Genomic DNA, 17,018 nt, shown 5'->3' with positions numbered 1-17,018 from the left:
TTTCTGGCTAGTCACTACGGTATCGCATAGACCTTGAACAGCTTTTTGGCCGTGTCGCTGGCGCCACCCAGGTATTTGTCGAATGCCTGCTCAATCTCGCCGGAGCGATACATTTCACTCAGTGCGGTGTCGACCAGCAAGCGGAAATTTTCATCGTCTCGATCCACCGCCATTGCAGTCGGCGCGTACTCAAAAATGCGATCCAGCAGAACCAGATTTCCTGCGGAGTAATGTGTACCGAGGAGGTTCTTGAGCACCATGCGCTCAGCAAAGAAGGCATCGGCTTTGCCTTCGGCAACCCGTTTGAGGCCTGCGTCAGTGTTCTCTACGGTGACCAGAGTGGCCACCACACCCAGTAATCGCATCTGCTGACGGATCCAGGTCTCGGTGACTCCGCCAGCAGTGGTGGCATAGGTTTGGTTGGACAGCCCACGATTGACCGTCGCTCGCCAGGTTGGCCCGGTACGCGCCACCTTGCCATTAAGCACATTGAGCAACGCCTCGGATGCATCCTGGCGCACCACGGCCGAAAGGCCGGCCGTGTAGATCGGCACCGAGTAGCTCACAGCCTTGCGCCGCTGCAGTGTGGGGGGTGTCGGCGTACAAAGAATGTCGATTTCCCCCGAGCTGACGGCACCCATCTCGTCGGTCGCTGTGACACGCTGGTAACGTATTTTCAACCCGGGCAAACCCAACTCGGACTTGACCTTGTCGGCGATTTTCAGACAGAGATCGATGGCATAACCGCTGGCTTCATCGGCTGCCTGGACGCTAAAAGGTGCAAAGTCCGGCAGGTAGCCGAGGGTGAAGGTGTTGCTCGCCCGTACGCGTTCAAGCGTGTTGGCATTGGCCAGTACCGGTACCAGCGTGAGCAGGCAGACGAGCAGCAGTTTGTTGGTTTTGGTCGATTTCACGTTCATGTCCTGGTTCCCCGAATTCAGATGTTTGTGCAGTCCTGAAATCAACGGTCAAGGGTTGTCGGCTCGGGTCTGAGCGGTTGGAGATACCTCGACAAAACGTTTGGCGAGGAAACCGTAGAGCAGGTAGCCAATCACCAGGACAAGGGTGCCGCCGAACACGGCGTCTTTGCCGCAGGCATACAGGGCGTACAAGGAATAGGCCACGGCAACCAGTAATAGCAATGTGTTGCGGGTGTATACGCCGGTACTGACTTTGGCTTTATGCATCATGACCAGCAGGCCGGTGGCCGCCGTCACATAGGGGATCAGGTTGGTCACTGCTGCCAGGCTGACGAGTTTTCCGAATTGGGCACTGGCATTGGGCGAAATGGTCGACAGCGCCAACAAGGTCTGCAACAGACCACAGACCAGCATGCCGACTATGGGGGCATTTCGTGCGCTGACCTTGGCGAACAGTTTCAGGAACATGCCCTGGTCAGCGGTCATCTTGGCGGTTTGTGCCAGGGTAAACTGCCAGCCCAGCAGCGAGCCGACACAGGCCATCACCGCCAGTGCCATGATGATGTTGCCGACCGAGGGGTTGAACATGTGTGCGTAGACGAGCGCAAACGGGGCCGATGAGTTGGCCAGTTCGGCATTGGGTATGATGCCTTGGATAACCGTAGTCGATAGCACATAGACCACTGCCGCACCGAGCGTGCCGAACAGGCAGGCCAGCGGCACGGTGCGTTTGGGGTCTTCCACGGCATCGGAGGCCTGGGCCGCCGACTCCATGCCGAGGAAGGCCCACAGGGTCAGGGGAATCGCCTTGCCAATGGCTTCGGAGATCGGCAGGTTGTTCGGGTTCCAGGCGGCAGCCAGCACATCCGGCTTGAACCAGAACCAACCGATGATGCTCAAGCCGGCCACCGGGATGATCACCCCCCACACGGTAATCGCACCGATCTTGCCGGTGATGCCGGGGCCACCAAAGTTGGCCACGGTGGTTAACCAGAGCAAGCCGACCGTTCCAATGAACAGCGGAATGGCGCCACTTCCCAGCCAGGGCACGAAGGATGTCATATACCCCACTGCGGAGATGGCGACCGCCACGTTGGCGATGGCCAGCGAAAGGAAGTACAGATACGAGCAGAGGAAAAATCCTGATTTTGCGTGCGCCTCTTCGGTGTAGGCGGACAACCCGCCTGGGCGCGGACAGTAGAGGCCACACTGGGAAAAGCAGTACGCGATGGCCATGGAACCGACGGCAGTGACGATCCATGACAGTAATGAAACGGCTCCGAGTTGGGCCATGCTCGTCGGCAACATGATGATGCCTGAGCCCATCATGTTCACTGTCACCAGTGTGGTGAGCCCCATGAGGCTCATTTTCTTGCTTGAGTCGGCCATCGGGAACTCCTTGATCTGCTCAACGCATTGATCCTGAATCCGGCGCTTGATTATTTGTCGTCGAGCAAGGGGTCAAACGAAATAGAGCCATTCGCCGTGCGAGATCTGTTCGATCACGCCGTAGGCGTGCAGGTCGCTCCGATCAGCCGCTCAGCCATCAATCTGTCTGAAGCCTGATCATGGTTTTTTTTCGCTGACGGTAGCCGTCAGCTTGTCCGCCTCGGTCACCCAACCGCCACCTGTTGCCTTGTACACATCGATCATGGCGGTGAACACCGAACCTCGGGTCTGGGTGTAATTCAACTCGGCATCGAACAAGCTGCGTTCGGCATCCAGGACTTCTATGTAGCTGGTGTATCCGTTGTCGTAGCGCAATCGCGCAAACCGGGTGTAGGTACGCAACGCCTCGACCTGACTGGCTTGGGAAGCCAACTGCTCGCGAGATTTGCTCGCCGCCACCAACGCGTTTTCAACGTCCCTGAAGGCTGATTGAATCGACTGTTGGTAGACCAGCAAGGTTTGTTGTTGAAATGCCTCGGCCTGTTGGACCTGACCGGCGATCCCGCCGGCGGTGAAAATGGGCATGCTCGCGGCAAGACCATAGGACCAGGTGGCGGACGGCCCGGTGAACAGATTCGAGAGTTGATTACTGACTGAGCCCAACAGCCCGGTCAGGGATATCGTCGGAAAGTACAACGCCTTGGCGGCACCGATTTGGGCATTGGCCGAGATCAGGTTCAGTTCGGCCTGGCGTAGATCGGGGCGTCGCTCCAGCAAATCCGAAGGCAACCCGGCAGGGACCGATGGCAGGGTTAGTTGCGTCAGATCACGGCCTCTGATGATCGGTCCTGGATTGCGTCCAAGCAGCACCGCCAGATTGTTTTCCTGTTGCGCCACCTGGGACTCGAATTGCGCTACAGAAGCCTGGGTGCGCTGGAACTCGGAGAGGTTTTGCGCCAGTTCCATTTCGGAAATGGTCCCGGCGCCAAAGCGTAGTTTAAAAATGTCGTAGGAGTCGCCACGGGCCTTGGCGGTGGTGCGGGCGATTTCCAGTTGTCGGTCAAGATTGCGTAGCGCTATGTAGCTGGATGCCACCGACGATACCAGGCTCAGAATGACTGTGCGCCGACCTTCCTCTGAGGACAGCAAGTCAGCACGCGCCGATTCATTGAGTCGCCGTAGACGACCCCAGACGTCCAACTCCCAGCTTACATTGAGGGTAGCCTGGTAGTTTTTGTAAATCGGATCAACGCTGGAATCCAATGGTACCGGGCCGTTGTCGCGCGGCGCCCTGGAGCGACTGCCTTGCGCGCCGGCGCCGATTTGCGGAAACATCTGCGAGCGCACCACGCCGTAACGCCCCTGAAATTCCTCGACCCGGGCGGCGGCAATCTTGATGTCCTTATTCTCCGCCAGCGCACTGCGGATCAAGTCATTCAACACCGGATCCTTGAACTGTTCCCACCACAGGGTGTTGGACAGATTGTTGGCCTCCTGGTCCGCATAACGATAGGCATCCGGGGCGTCTGTGGCAGGGCGCTGGTAATCCGGGCCGAGCATGCAGCCCGTCAGGCTCAGACAAATCAACAACGGGAGATGGAGTGTGCGCATCTCAATCCCCCTCATGTCTGTGCAGGGGGGCGCCGCCGGGAATCTCCCCGGGCGACGTCAAGGACGGCGGCGGGGTTGTCTGTTTGACCGCGCCTTTTTTCTCAGTCAATCGTTCAACGAGGTAGTAGAAGAGCGGGATAAAGAAAATGGCGATGACGGTCGCCGCCAGCATTCCGCCGATCACACCTGTACCGATGGAGTGTCGACTGTTTTCGGATGCACCGACGGCAATGGCCAGCGGAACACAACCCAGAATGAACGCCAGGGACGTCATCACGATGGGCCGCAAGCGCTCCCTGGCAGCCGTCATTGCAGCATCATAGGCGGACATGCCGCTTTCCCGGTTCAGTACCGCAAACTCGAAAATGAGGATGGCGTTCTTGGCGGCCAGGGCCACCAGCATGGTCAAGCCGATCTGGAAGTAGACGTCATTGCTCAACCCCCGGATCAGAACGGCAAGCAGTGCACCGAACAATGCAAAAGGCACCGCCAGCAACACGCCGACGGGCAGTGACCATTTCTCGTACTGAGCCGCCAGGATCAGGAACACCATGATCAGGCCGAAGATGAATACCTGAGAGGAGGCCCCCCCGCTTTTTTTCTCCTCGAAGGCCTCGCCACTCAAGGCCAGGGCGTAGTCGTTGGTCATGATTTCAGCGCTGATTTCTTCCAGGGCCTTGAGCGCTTGACCGGAACTGTAGCCCGGCGCCGCGTTGGCGGTAAGTTTGACTGCCGGGAAGTTGTTGAAACGAGTCAGCAAGTCGGGGCCGGTGACGTAGCGGGTGCTTAGCAGGGCTTTGAGCGGCACCATCTGAAGGTTTTTGCTGCGCACGTAAATCTGCTGGAGGTCTTCGGCCTTGAGCCGATAGTTCGGTTCCGCCTGCAAAATCACCTGCCACAGGCGGCTGAACTTGTTGAATTGAGAGACATAGAGAGAGCCAAACATGGTTTGCATGGTGCTGTAGACGTCTTCCACCGGCACACCCAGCGTCTCGGCCTTTTCACGGTCTACGTCGACCAGCAATTGCCGGGAAAACACGTTGAAGGTCGAGGTTATGGCACCGAGTTCCGGACGCTGCCTGGCTTTTGCAACAAGGTTGCCGACCATTTCAGCCAGTTGGTCGACGCTGGCGTCACCCTTGCTTTGAACCCATACCTCCATGCCGCCGGTAGTGCCCAGGCCGGGAATGGATGGCGGATTGACCGGAAGAATGATCCCGCCCTGTACCGTGGAAAAAGCGCGCGCAGCTTTCTGAATCACCGCAGGGGCACTTTGTTCCTTGATTGTTTCCGAGTCCTTGTAGCGCTCTTCGAAATCCTTGAACCCGACGAAGAAGGCGGCGGCATTGTTCTTGTTCTGGCCATCTAGCAGGCTGTAGCCGTTAACGATAGCGACGCCCTCGACCGCTTCATCGTTCATGAAGAAGTCACTGGCGACTTTGCCCACCTCGCCGGTGCGGTCCAGACTGGCGGCATCGGGCATGATCACGGCGCCCAGCAGATAACCCTGGTCTTCCGGTGGCAGGAAGGCACTGGGAATGCGCTGCGCCATCAGCAGAATCAGAGCAATCATGCCGGCAAAGAGTAACAACGCCAGGACAAAACGCTTGATCATGAACGCCACCGAGCGTGAATAGCCCTCGGTCATGCGTTCGAAGCTGCGTTCGAACCAGCGGAAGAAAGCGTTCTTTTCGCCGTGTTGGGGCTTGAGCAGCAGGGCTGCCAAGGCTGGCGAAAGTGTCAAGGCCACAAGGCCCGAGATCACCACGGAGATGGCGATGGTAATCGCAAACTGTTTGTAGAGTTGGCCAGTGATTCCCCCCATGAATGCCACCGGGATGAACACTGCGCACAGCACCAGCACGATAGCCACCACGGGGCCGGCCACTTCATCCATGGCGCGTTTTGCCGCGTCCTTGGGGTTCATCTTGTGCACGTGCATATTGCGTTCGACGTTTTCAATCACCACGATGGCGTCGTCCACCACGATGCCGATGGCCAGTACCATGCCAAACAGCGTCAGCATGTTCACCGAAAACCCAAGGGCCGACATGCCGATGAAGGTGCCAACAATGGACACCGGCACGGCGAGCACCGGGATCAGCGTGGCGCGCAAGCTCTGCAGGAAGATGAAAACCACCACGACCACCAACACCAACGCTTCGAAAAAAGTGTGAATCACCTCGGAAATCGACGCGCGGGTAAACGCGGTGGTGTCCATCACGATTTTGTATTCGATCCCTTCGGGAAAGGTCGTCTTCATTTGCGCCAGGGTTGACGTCACGGCTGCCGAGACATCGAGTGCGTTTGCCCCCGGTTGTTGATACACCGCGATCAATGTGGCGGGACGTCCCTGATAGGTGCTGCGCAGGGAGTAGTCTTTTTGCCCTAGTTCGGCGCGACCAATGTCTTTCAGACGAACAATGGCAGCCCCGTCGTTGCTGGCGCGCAAGATGATGTTTTCGAACTCCGCAGGTTCAGTCAGGCGTCCCTTGGTGGTCACGGCAAAAGACTGTTCCACGGCCTGGCCCGTCGGGGATTGGCCAACACGGCCCACGGCGAATTGCTGGTTCTGGTTGGTGACAGCTTTCTGCACGTCGGCGGCGGTAATCCCCAACTGAGCCATTCGATCGGGTTTGAGCCAGATCCGCATGGCGTAGTCCGGCGTACCGAAAATACTGGCCTGGTTGGCGCCCGGAATACGCTTGATCGCATCCAGGATGTAGAGGTTGGCGTAGTTGGCGACATAGGTACTGTCGTAGCGGTCGCCCGCCGAATACACGGCAAGAACCATCATGAACGCCGAGGATTTCTTCTGCACCTGGATACCCTGGCTCTGCACCGCGGAGGGCAATTGGGGCAGCGCCAGATTGACACGATTTTGTACGTCCACTTGGGCAAGCGAAGGGTCGGTGCCAATCTCGAAGAAGACGTTGAGGGTCATGTTGCCCGTCGCCGAGCTCGACGAGTTCATGTAGATCATGTTGTCGGCGCCGTTGACCTGCTGCTCGATTGGCGCTGCCACATTGTTGGCCACGACCTGTGCATCGGCACCCGGGTAGGTCGCTGAAACCGTAATTTGCGGTGGCGTGATGTCCGGGTACTGGGCGACCGGCAATTTAGCCATCGCCACTGCGCCAGCCAACGTGATGATGATCGAGATCACCGAAGCGAAGATGGGCCGATCAATGCAATAGTGTGAAATGCTCATGGGCTACGCCCACGGTCTTGCGCCGATTTGGCAGCTGTCGGTTTCGCCGCGGTCTCGCCTGCCTGCGCGGGGGGAGGGGGGGCGATGATATTCAGCGACCCTCCGGGCGTCACTCTGATTGCGCCGTCGACCACGATGCGTTCGCCCGCTTGCAACCCTTGGCTGATGAACCAGTCATCGCCATGCCAGTCACCCACTTCGACAATGCGTTGCTCGGGCTTGCCCTCTGCATTGATCACCCAGACGAAGTGGCTCTTGGCGCCCTCCAGAACTGCCTTCTGCGGCACAACAATCGCGTTCGGCCTGGAAGCTCCGATGGCCCGCGCCCGTACAAATTGGCCGGGACGCAGTTGGCCGTTCGGGTTGGCCACCACGGCGCGGACCAGAAAGGTGCCCGTGTCCTGGCTATAAGAGGGCGCGGCAAAATTCAGGCGACCACGGTCAGGTACCACTGAGCCGTCGGCCAGCACCACTTCTACGACAAACTCACTGCGCAAAGGGAATATGAGGTGCCCGGAGGCAATCTCGTCGCGGTACTTGAGCGTCTCGTTTTCCGAAAGACTGAAGTTGATGTAGATCGGGTCCATCTGTGAAACGGTGGTCAGCAGCCCGGATTCACCTGGCGTGACGTAACTGCCTTCCTGCTTTTTGGCGAAACTTGAAAGGCCGGTGAGGGGGGAGGCGATGGTGGTGTAACTGAGGTTCAACTGCTCGGTTCGAACCGTGCCCTCGGCGGCAAGCACGGCGGCACGGGTTTGACGCTCATCGCCGACGGCATTGTCCAGATCCATCTTGCTGACCGCATTTTGCGCCGCCAAGGGGCGGACACGGGCCAGTGTGGCCTTGGCCACTTCCCAGCGTGCCTGTTGTTGAGCCAATTGGCCCTGCGCCGACAGCAACGAGGCTTCAAAAGGTTTACGGTCCATCTGGAACAGCGTTTGCCCGCTTTTCACCCAATCGCCTTCGGTGTACAGCCGCTTTTCCAGAAAGCCCGCAACCCGGGCGCGGATCTCCACCTCGCGGGAACTCTGTGTCTGGGCAACGAATTCGAACGTCACCGGGGTGTCGCGCGCGGTGACCGTCATGACCGTTACATCGGGGGCTTGACGGGCCAGGGTAGCGGGCTCTTTGCCGCAACCGGCAACCAGGCTCAAGACCCCTATCATTATGGCGATGGGCAAACCAACGAGCCGTCTGACAACATTCATGTTTCCACCCATAACCTGCTCCGTGATGGTTACTCGAAAGAAGCATAGCCACTTTCATCACAACGCTAGCACCGGCAAAAGGTGGCATTTCTGACAAAAATCAAGGATCACGATATGTCAGTCGAGAGACCCATGGAATGGCACTCAAACCATGCAGCAGCACGCTGAGTAAAACGGTACAGACCGCGGCAGCGATCAAGGTACGACTGGCTTGTAGTGGGTAGTCCAATATCATCACTGCAAAGACGATGCTCGCCAGGCCTCGCGGGCCGAACCAGCCGATGAACAGACGGGTTTCGAAATCGTAGCGAGTTCCTGCCAGGCTGATGAGCACAGGCAGTACGCGAATCACGGTCAGGCTGAGCACTGCATAGAGCCAAGTGTCCAGGGTAAGACTGCTCCAGGCCCGAGGGATGACCAGCGCGCCAAATACGACCCAGGTAATGACCGATAACAGGCTGGCGAACTCTTCGTTGGCCTCGAGCAAGTGTTGCTTTTGCTCGGTAAACAAATAGCTGGCGAGCAACCCGCCGACGAACGCGGCGATAAACCCGCTACCACCTAAAGCTTGTGCTGTGGCAAAGCAAAGTATGGCTAACCCGGGCAGTGTCAGTTGTGACCACATGGGTGTTTGCCAATGGTGTTTTCCGGAGTAACGCTGCAACAGCCAGGCGCCAAGCGTAAGAGCGACACCGGTGACTGCACCGATGCCCAGCTCCTCGATAACCAACTCCACGGCCAGCGAAAGGGGAGACGGCGTATGCTCTTCGACCAGCAGGGCCAGGAACATCAATAGCACCGGAACGCAGATACCATCATTCAACCCGCTCTCTACGTTCAAGCCTTCACGCACGGACGCCGGGACCTTGGGATTGCTCACAACGGCCTTGCCCAGTGCCGCGTCGGTGGGAGCCAGTAGGGTTGCCAGTATGGCGACTTCAATCGGCGGTACCTGGGGGAATATCCAGATGCCGACCAGCCAACCACCTAGCATGGTCAGTGGTAGCCCTATCATCAGCAAGCGCAGCGGCAATCCTTCGTGCGCTCGTAGAACCTTGAGGTTGGCGTTGGCTGCATCGCTGAAGAGAACAATCGCCAATGTCAGCTCTGCCAGGATTCTGAGGCCGTCCTTGTCAATCCGAGGTAGCAGAATACCCAGACACGCCGGGCCGAGAATCAGACCGGCAAGCATGAACATGAGCGGACCATTGAGCAGGCGTGACTCGAAACGCCCCGCGAATATGCTGTAGGTCAGGAGAAAAGCGGCAAGCAGGGCCAGGTTCTGATACATCGTTGACCTGCTTGTACAGGTGGATGCTACGGCAATGGCGCCATTGCTCTTATGGCGCGGTCACTACGCAGGATAGTCAGGTTATTAGGATGCGCGGGTTTTTCTGGGTCCCTGACTTCAAATCCAGCGGTCCATTAACCTCTTCAAGCGTCACATCAACGCGTTCATTTCTCCCATTGTTCAAGCAGAATCGAAACAAATTTTTCCGCCGCTGGAGATAGCGATGCTCCTCGTCGGTAAACGAGCCCCAATGATCGGTTCACAATAGGCTCTATCAAAGGGATGCTTACCAACGTTGGATGATCCACGGCAGGCATCGCCAGGCTTGGCATTGCCGACACGCCTAACCCGGCTTCTACCAGGCCCAGTGAAGTAGAAAGGTGTTGCACCTCATAGAACCACTGCGGACGCCAGCTCAGGCCTGACAAAGCGTGGTCGAGCAACATGCGGTTGCCGCTCAGGCGACCGACACCAATCAGGCGGTAATTGCTGAGTTCAGACCAGGTTACCGAGCTACGCTCGGCCAGCTCATGATCGCGTCGACACGCTAAAACAAAAGGCTCATTGACCAGCGGCACGAACTCTATGTCCGGGTGCTGGCCGCTCATCATGTTGATGCCAAAGTCGGCTTCGCCACGCAGCACAGCTTCCAGCCCTTCGTTCGCACTGAGATCAAGCAAGCGAATGCGGATTTGTGGATAGCGCTCGTTGTAGAGGCGGATGACCGAAGGGAGGAAATAGAAAGCTGCGGTCGGGATACAGGCGAGGGTTACACGGCCGCTCTGGCGCTCCGCCAGCTCTCGGATGTTGAGTATTGAGTCGTCAAAGTCATCCAACAAGCGTCGAGCCTTGGGCAGGAAATCTCGCCCAACGCTGGTGAGGCTTACCCTTCTTGTGGTGCGATCAAGAAGTGCTGTTCCCAATCCCTCTTCAAGCTTTTTCATTCTCCGACTCAACGCGGGTTGAGAGAGATGCAATGCATCGGCAGCTTCGTGGAAGCTTCCAAGTTCAGCGATCTTCACGAAAGATCGGATGTCATTGAGCTCATAATTCACTTTTTTATCTCATCGGACGAGTGTTGTTCTGCTCAGTCATCCTAGATTTATCATTCGTCAAACGCAATAATCAGGCTGATATTTGCATTGGAAACAATTTTTAAAGCCTGCGACTCTTGCTCACAAGACATCAATTACCCCGATTGATTAACAAGAGTCAGTGTTCATGCAACGAATTCCCTGTGTGCTAATGCGCGGTGGTACTTCCAAGGGCCCAGTGTTTCTCGCCTGGGATCTACCAGTTGCGATAGAAGAGCGTGACGAGCTGTTGCTCAACCTCATGGGCTCTGGCCATGAGCTGGAAATTGACGGCATCGGTGGCGGTAGTCCACAAACAAGCAAGGTGGCTATCGTAAGCCCGTCGCTCCACCCTGACGCTGACGTCGACTATCTGTTCGTCCAGGTCATGGTGTCCCAGCGTCGGGTCGATACCGCGCCCAATTGCGGCAATATGCTGTGCGCCGTCGGCCCGTTTGCCATCGAGCAGGGTCTGGTTAAAGCCTCCAAAGACCTGACCCGCGTACGCATTCGCAACATCAATACGGGTACGTTTGTAAACGCAGAGGTACACACCCCCGAAGGGAAGGTCAGCTATGAAGGCGACACTGCCATCGATGGTGTGCCGGGTACCGCTGCTCCTGTGCAACTGACCTTCCTCGATGCCGCAGGCAGCAAGACCGGTAAACTTTTCCCAACTGGGCAGACCCAGGACGTGATTGACGGTATCCCGGTAACCTGCATCGACATGGCGATGCCGATGATGATCGTCGAGGCCAGCCAATTGGGTAAACGCGGTGATGAGAGTCCTGCGGAACTGGATGCCGATAAAGCGTTTCTGCATCGCCTGGAGTCGTTGCGACTGCAAGCTGGCCTGGCGATGGGGCTGGGTGATGTCAGTGACAAAGTGATCCCCAAGCCAGTACTGGTGTCACCGGCCAAGGCGGGCGGCACCATTCAGGTGCGCTACTTCATGCCACACAACTGCCACCGGGCTTTGGCGATCACCGGTTCCATCGGCCTGGCAACCGCTTGCGTCACTGAAGGCAGTGTGGTCGCGCAATTGCTCGGCGGGGTCAGCGAGCCGCGCTTGAAGCAAGTACGCATTGAACATCCAAGTGGTGGAATAGATGTCGTATTGTCCTATACGGGCGCTCAGGGTGAGACCATTCGCGCCTCAGTCGTGCGAACATCGCGCAGGCTTTTCTCCGGTTATGTCTACGCCACGGCTTCCCAACGACTCGCCGGATAATGTCCCCCAGTCATTGCCGTCTTTGCATCAGCACAATTCTAAAAATGGGTGATGCCATGAAAGTTGTAAAATCGCTCTACTTCCAGATTCTCTGCGCCGTGCTGTTGGGCGTACTGGTCGGACATTTTTGGTCGCAACAGGCCATTGCCTTGAAGCCACTGGGTGATGCCTTCATCAAACTGATCAAGATGATGATCGCTCCGGTCGTGTTCTGCACCATCGTCACCGGTATCGCCGGTATGAGCGATAAACGCTCCCTCGGACGCCTGTTGAGCAAGACCATGCTGCTGTTCCTGGCGTTGACTGTGATCAGTTTGATTATCGGCCTGGTGTCGGTCTACCTGTTCAAACCGGGTGCGGGCATGAACATTGACCCCACACAGTTGAGCACCAAGGGCCTGTCGCAGTACACCGACTCTGCCGCGAAGCTGGGAGTGGTCGAGTTTTTCATGCACATCATCCCCGATACCTTCATTGGCGCATTCAATAAAGGTGAAGTGCTTCCTGTGCTGTTCATTGCGGTGCTCAGCGGCTTTGCTCTTTCTGCCATCGGAGAGCGGGGCAAGCCGGTACTGGACGTGCTGGAATCTGCCTCGCACATGGTGTTCAAGATCTTCTCCTACCTGATGCGCTTCGCTCCGATCGGTGCGTTTGGTGCGTTGGCCTTCACCGTGGGCCAGTACGGCATCACGTCTCTGGGCTCGCTGGCAAAGCTGATCATGACGTTGTACATCGCCTGCGCTTTCTTCGTCTTTGTGGTGTTGGGGAGTATTTGCAGGGCCAATGGCTTTAGTCTCTGGAAGTTGCTGCGCTATTTCCGCGAAGAATTCCTCGTGGTGCTCGGGACTTCTTCGACAGAACCGGTGATGCCGCGGATGTTGGAGAAGCTTGAGGCGCTGGGCTGCAAGAAAGGCGTGGTGGGATTGGTGTTGCCGACGGGTTACTCATTCAACCTCGACGGCACGGCGATCTACCTCTCGCTGGCCGCAGTGTTCATTGCTCAGGCCTGCAACATCGAGCTGAGCCTGACACAGACCGTGACCATGCTGGCAATCATGCTGTTGTCCTCGAAAGGTGCCGCGGGTGTCACGGGTGCCGGTTTTGTCGCGTTGGCCTCGACCCTGACCGTGATCCATGACATTCCCCTGGCTGGCCTTGCCCTGCTGATCGGTATCGATCGCTTCATGTCGGAAGCCCGGGCCTTGACCAGTTTGGCAAGCAACGCCGTGGCGACCGTGGTGATGTCCATCTCGGAAAACGCCTGCGATCGCGAAACACTGATGCGCACTCTTGACGGCAAACCGTCGCCTGTCCTGGCACCCACCCAGAGTGAAAACTGGGACGGCCACAAGGTCACGGAGCAGGTCTGACCGGTCACCGCTGAAAAGTCCAAAACCAACCTTTCATTCAATTTCCCGCCAGGCACCGTTGATCGTGCCGCCTGGCGGGTTCGGGGTCGTGCGCCTGCGCGTCGGCCACGCTAATCATAAGAACAAGAGAACTGACCTATGCTCGCATTTCTTGGTTTGGCCATGGTGGTGGTTTTCACCTACCTGATAATGTCGAAACGCCTGTCGCCGATAGTTGCCCTGACTCTGGTGCCGATTGTCTTTGCGGTCATTGGCGGTTTTGGCGGCACTACGGGCAAGATGATGCTCGACGGCCTGAAGATGGTTGCTCCTTCGGCTGCGCTTCTGCTGTTCGCCATCCTGTTCTTCGGCCTGATGATTGATGCCGGGTTGTTCGACCCGTTGATTCGCAAGATTCTAAAGCGCGTAAACGGCGATCCGATGAAAATCGCGATTGGCACCGCACTGCTGTCACTGGTGGTCGCCCTCGACGGCGACGGCACCACCACCTACATGATCACCTGCGCGGCAATGCTGCCGTTGTACAAGCGTATCGGCATGAACCCGATGATTCTGGCGACCATCGCCATGTTGTCCTTGAGCATCATGAGCGGCATGACCCCATGGGGAGGACCCGCTACAAGGGCAATCGCGGCACTGGGCCTGGATGCCGGCGAATACTTCGTGCCCTTGCTGCCGACCATGATCGGCGGCGCGATGTGGGTGGTGTTCACCGCTTTCCTCCTGGGCCGAGCCGAGCGTAAGCGCATCGGTAATGTGCAGCTACAGAGCGGCGGCGGTGATTGCTACATCGACGCGATCCTGGGCGATACCCCGCACAAGCGGCCCAAACTTGCCTACGTGAACCTGTTGCTGGTGATCGCGGTCATGGTTGCGCTGGTCATGGGGATCATGCACTCGGCGATCCTGTTCCTGATCGGCTTTGTCCTGGCTCTGATGATCAACTACCCGCAACTGGATATTCAGAAAGAGCGCATTCTTGCCCATTCCGGCAATGCGATGACGGTGGTGTTGCTAGTGTTTGCCGCCGGTATCTTTGCCGGGATCTTCTCGGGCACCAAGATGGTCGACTCTCTGGCGCAAACGCTGGTGGACTGGATTCCGCCATCCTGGGGGCACCTGTTCCCACTGGTGGTGGCGATCACCAGCATGCCGCTGACCTTTGTTCTGTCCAACGATGCTTACTACTTTGGGGTTGTACCGATCCTGGCCAACGCGGCCGCAGCCTATGGCATTGACCCGGTCGAAATCGCCCGTGCCTCGATACTCGGACAACCTGTACACCTGATGAGCCCTCTCGTGGCTTCGACCCTGTTGCTGGTGGGGATGGTTGATCGCGATATCGGCGACTTCCAGAAAGCCACCGTCAAATGGGCTGTACTGACTTCCCTGGTGATCACGGCGATAGCCCTGTTGACCGGTGCGATCAGTCTCTTCACCTGATTCAACCACACCACTTGTTTTCTCCTGATGCGCCTCACCCGTGAGGCGTGCGATGTCCTGCACTCCAAATAACAACAACGAGTAGTTTGCTATGACCAACTTGTTCACCCAACGAGCGCTGTTTTCATTTCTTGGTTTGTTGCCGCTGGCCAGCGCCAGTGCGGAAGGATTTATCGATGACAGCAAGTTAAAGCTGCAACTGCGCAACGTCTATTTCAATGAAAACTTCCGCGACGAGCATGGCTTGAGTGCGAAATCTGCAAGGACGGCGAAGAGCGAACGAACCGAGTGGGCGCAGGGATTTCTGTTGGATTATCAGTCGGGATTTACGCCTGGCACTATCGGGTTCGGGGTGGATGCCCTTGGCCTGCTGGGGGTCAAACTCGACTCCGGCCGTGGTCGTAGCGGTACTGGATTGTTGCCTGTCCATGATGACGGTCGTGCAGCTGACGAATTCGCAAGTCTGGGCATGACCGCCAAAGCGCAACTGGCCAAGACTACGGTCAAATACGGCACCTTGTTACCCAAGACACCGGTGCTGATCTACAACGATGCGCGTCTGTTGCCGCAAACGTACCAAGGCACACAGATCAATAGCGTCGACATCGAGAACCTGACGCTCACCGGGGGCTACCTGGATCGATTCAAACTGCGTGATTCCTCAGACAGCATGCCTATTGTTCCCGACGGATATGGCGGAGATAAATCAGGCGACTTCAGCTATGCAGGAGCCGAATACAAGGTGGGGAAAAACCTTCGCTTGAGTTACTTCTACGGCGAACTGGAAAACTTTTACCGTCAGAATTTTGCAGGTGTCCAGCACGATCTGCCCTTGGGCGGCGGTGTGCTGACCAGTGACTTGCGCTACTTCAACAGTGTCGATAACGGCTCTGCCTACGGTGGCAAGATCGACAACAACATGCTGAGCGGACAATTGTCCTACGCCATCTCCGGCCATACCTTCGGTGGCGGATACCAGACTCTCAATGGTGATGCAGGATTGCCCTACATCAGTGGCGCAACCGTTTATTCGTTCAGCAACGCCGGGATAGGCAAGTTCATCGAAGAGGATGAAAAAACCTGGATGCTTAATTACGGCTACAACTTTGCTGCCCTCGGCGTGCCGGGCCTGACTTTCTCGACTCGTTACCTGAGCGGTAACGACGGTAAATCCAACACCACGGTCAAGGAGTGGGAACGTGACGCCGAACTGGCGTACGTAGTGCAACAAGGCACCTTCAAAGGCCTGGGTGTGCGGTTGCGAAACTACGTTTACCGCTCTGACTATTCCCGTGGTCGAGATAGCAACCGGATCTACTTCACTTACGACATCGCTCTCTGGTGATCCCATGAACGCGGCCAAGTGACGTTCGCTGGCCGCGTTTTCGCCAGCGGCTTCATAGGATTGGGTGAAGGAATTCAAGATGTCGTTAAAAACCAAAATACTGTTGCTGACCTTATTACCAGTGATGTTGTTTGCGCTGGTTTCAGGTTTGAGCACTCGCGGCACTTTGCAGTCCCAGGCCGAGCAAGAAGTCGCTCAGACCCGCGAGCGATTGCTTGAAGAGAGCCGCACTCGGCTCAAGGATTACGCGAGCATTGCTCGCACTTCCGTAGCCGAACTTTATGATCGAGCCGCTTCCGGAGATGCCGCCAGCCGAGCCTTGGCGATCAGCCGCTTGTCGAAAGTGAAGTATGGTGATGACGGTTATTTCATCGGTTATGACAGCCAGGTTATACGCCTGTTTCGCGGTGACAGCAGCGAAGGAGTCGGGACCAATATGAGTGATCGCAAAGACATCAACGGGATTTACTTGAACCGCGAAATGGTCGCAGCGGCAAAAAATGAGACGCACTTCGTCACCTATTCAGGTGGCGTGGTCAATACCGACAAGGTGGTGCCGAAGCTCGCCTATAGTTTTTATTTGCCCAAGTGGGACATGGTCGTAGTGACCGCAATTAACCTGGACAGTATTGAAGTCCAGGTTGCCAAGGTGCGGGCCGATGTTGATCTGCGGGTGCGCAGCTTGATGTACAGCATTGCCATCATCGCTTCGGTGCTGGTCGGCATGATCGGGGTACTGACTCTACTGCTGGTCAAGCGCAGTTTGCGCCCCTTGAACCTGATCCGAACCCATCTTGACGAGATTGCAGCAGGTGAGGGGGATCTGACCCGGCGTCTGCCGCTTGTCAGTCGGGATGAGCTGGGACAACTTGCCGGTTCGTTCAACGCGTTTATCGAAAAGATTCACAGCCTCGTCAGCCAGATCG

General features: G+C 57.0%; 11 protein-coding genes and 1 pseudogene. 5 read left to right on the top strand and 7 right to left on the bottom strand.

The window, feature by feature from the left end:
* Positions 1–14: 14 nt before the first annotated feature.
* The 7 genes from Q7W83_RS14835 to Q7W83_RS14805 all read right to left on the bottom strand — a co-directional run bounded on the left by Q7W83_RS14835 (position 15) and on the right by Q7W83_RS14805 (position 10,685).
* Positions 15–920 carry an amino acid ABC transporter substrate-binding protein gene (locus Q7W83_RS14835; RefSeq protein WP_473656268.1) on the bottom strand — a complete coding sequence of 302 codons (906 nt, stop codon included), beginning with the start codon at positions 918–920 and terminating at the stop codon, positions 15–17.
* Positions 921–968: 48 nt separating this feature from the next.
* Positions 969–2,309, bottom strand: a complete 1,341-nt coding sequence (gene potE / locus Q7W83_RS14830) for a putrescine-ornithine antiporter (protein ID WP_150629436.1) — start codon at positions 2,307–2,309, stop codon at positions 969–971.
* 177 nt (positions 2,310–2,486) lie between these two features.
* Positions 2,487–3,920 (bottom strand): efflux transporter outer membrane subunit, encoded by a 1,434-nt coding sequence (locus tag Q7W83_RS14825; RefSeq protein ID WP_150629434.1) that lies wholly within the window; start codon positions 3,918–3,920, stop codon positions 2,487–2,489.
* A gap of 1 nt (position 3,921) precedes the next feature.
* The gene (locus Q7W83_RS14820; protein WP_150629432.1) at positions 3,922–7,131 is read right to left on the bottom strand and encodes an efflux RND transporter permease subunit; all 3,210 of its coding nucleotides are present in this window, start codon (positions 7,129–7,131) and stop codon (positions 3,922–3,924) included.
* Entirely contained in the window at positions 7,128–8,285 is a 1,158-nt protein-coding gene (locus Q7W83_RS14815; protein ID WP_224788030.1) for an efflux RND transporter periplasmic adaptor subunit, read from the bottom strand. Before Q7W83_RS14815 ends, Q7W83_RS14820 begins: the two co-directional genes overlap by 4 nt.
* 154 nt (positions 8,286–8,439) lie before the next feature.
* Positions 8,440–9,630, bottom strand: a complete 1,191-nt coding sequence (locus Q7W83_RS14810) for a cation:proton antiporter (RefSeq protein WP_150629429.1) — start codon at positions 9,628–9,630, stop codon at positions 8,440–8,442.
* A 164-nt stretch (positions 9,631–9,794) separates the two neighbouring features.
* Positions 9,795–10,685: a LysR family transcriptional regulator gene (locus Q7W83_RS14805; RefSeq protein WP_150629427.1), complete on the bottom strand. Its 891-nt coding sequence runs from the start codon at positions 10,683–10,685 to the stop codon at positions 9,795–9,797.
* A 166-nt stretch (positions 10,686–10,851) separates the two neighbouring features.
* Between Q7W83_RS14805 and Q7W83_RS14800 the strand changes: the two genes are divergently transcribed.
* The 5 genes and pseudogenes from Q7W83_RS14800 to Q7W83_RS14780 all read left to right on the top strand — a co-directional run.
* Positions 10,852–11,934, top strand: coding sequence for a 4-oxalomesaconate tautomerase (locus tag Q7W83_RS14800; RefSeq protein WP_150629425.1), 1,083 nt, complete (start codon positions 10,852–10,854; stop codon positions 11,932–11,934).
* Between the two features lie 44 nt (positions 11,935–11,978).
* A complete protein-coding gene (locus tag Q7W83_RS14795; protein ID WP_458377423.1) occupies positions 11,979–13,304 on the top strand; it encodes a dicarboxylate/amino acid:cation symporter in 1,326 nt (441 codons plus the stop codon).
* A gap of 138 nt (positions 13,305–13,442) precedes the next feature.
* The gene (locus tag Q7W83_RS14790) at positions 13,443–14,747 is read left to right on the top strand and encodes a CitMHS family transporter (protein ID WP_150629421.1); all 1,305 of its coding nucleotides are present in this window, start codon (positions 13,443–13,445) and stop codon (positions 14,745–14,747) included.
* A gap of 91 nt (positions 14,748–14,838) precedes the next feature.
* Complete coding sequence (locus Q7W83_RS14785; protein WP_473656267.1) at positions 14,839–16,092, top strand: OprD family porin; 1,254 nt, start codon at positions 14,839–14,841, stop codon at positions 16,090–16,092.
* 79 nt (positions 16,093–16,171) lie between these two features.
* Positions 16,172–16,987 (top strand): annotated as a pseudogene (locus Q7W83_RS14780) (cache domain-containing protein); the annotation flags it as partial.
* Positions 16,988–17,018: the final 31 nt, after the last annotated feature.

It is taken from the genome of Pseudomonas sp. 300, from assembly GCF_055803035.1.
The sequence above is the reverse complement of the archived record's forward strand: the minus strand, read 5'-3'. Positions and strand labels throughout refer to the sequence as shown.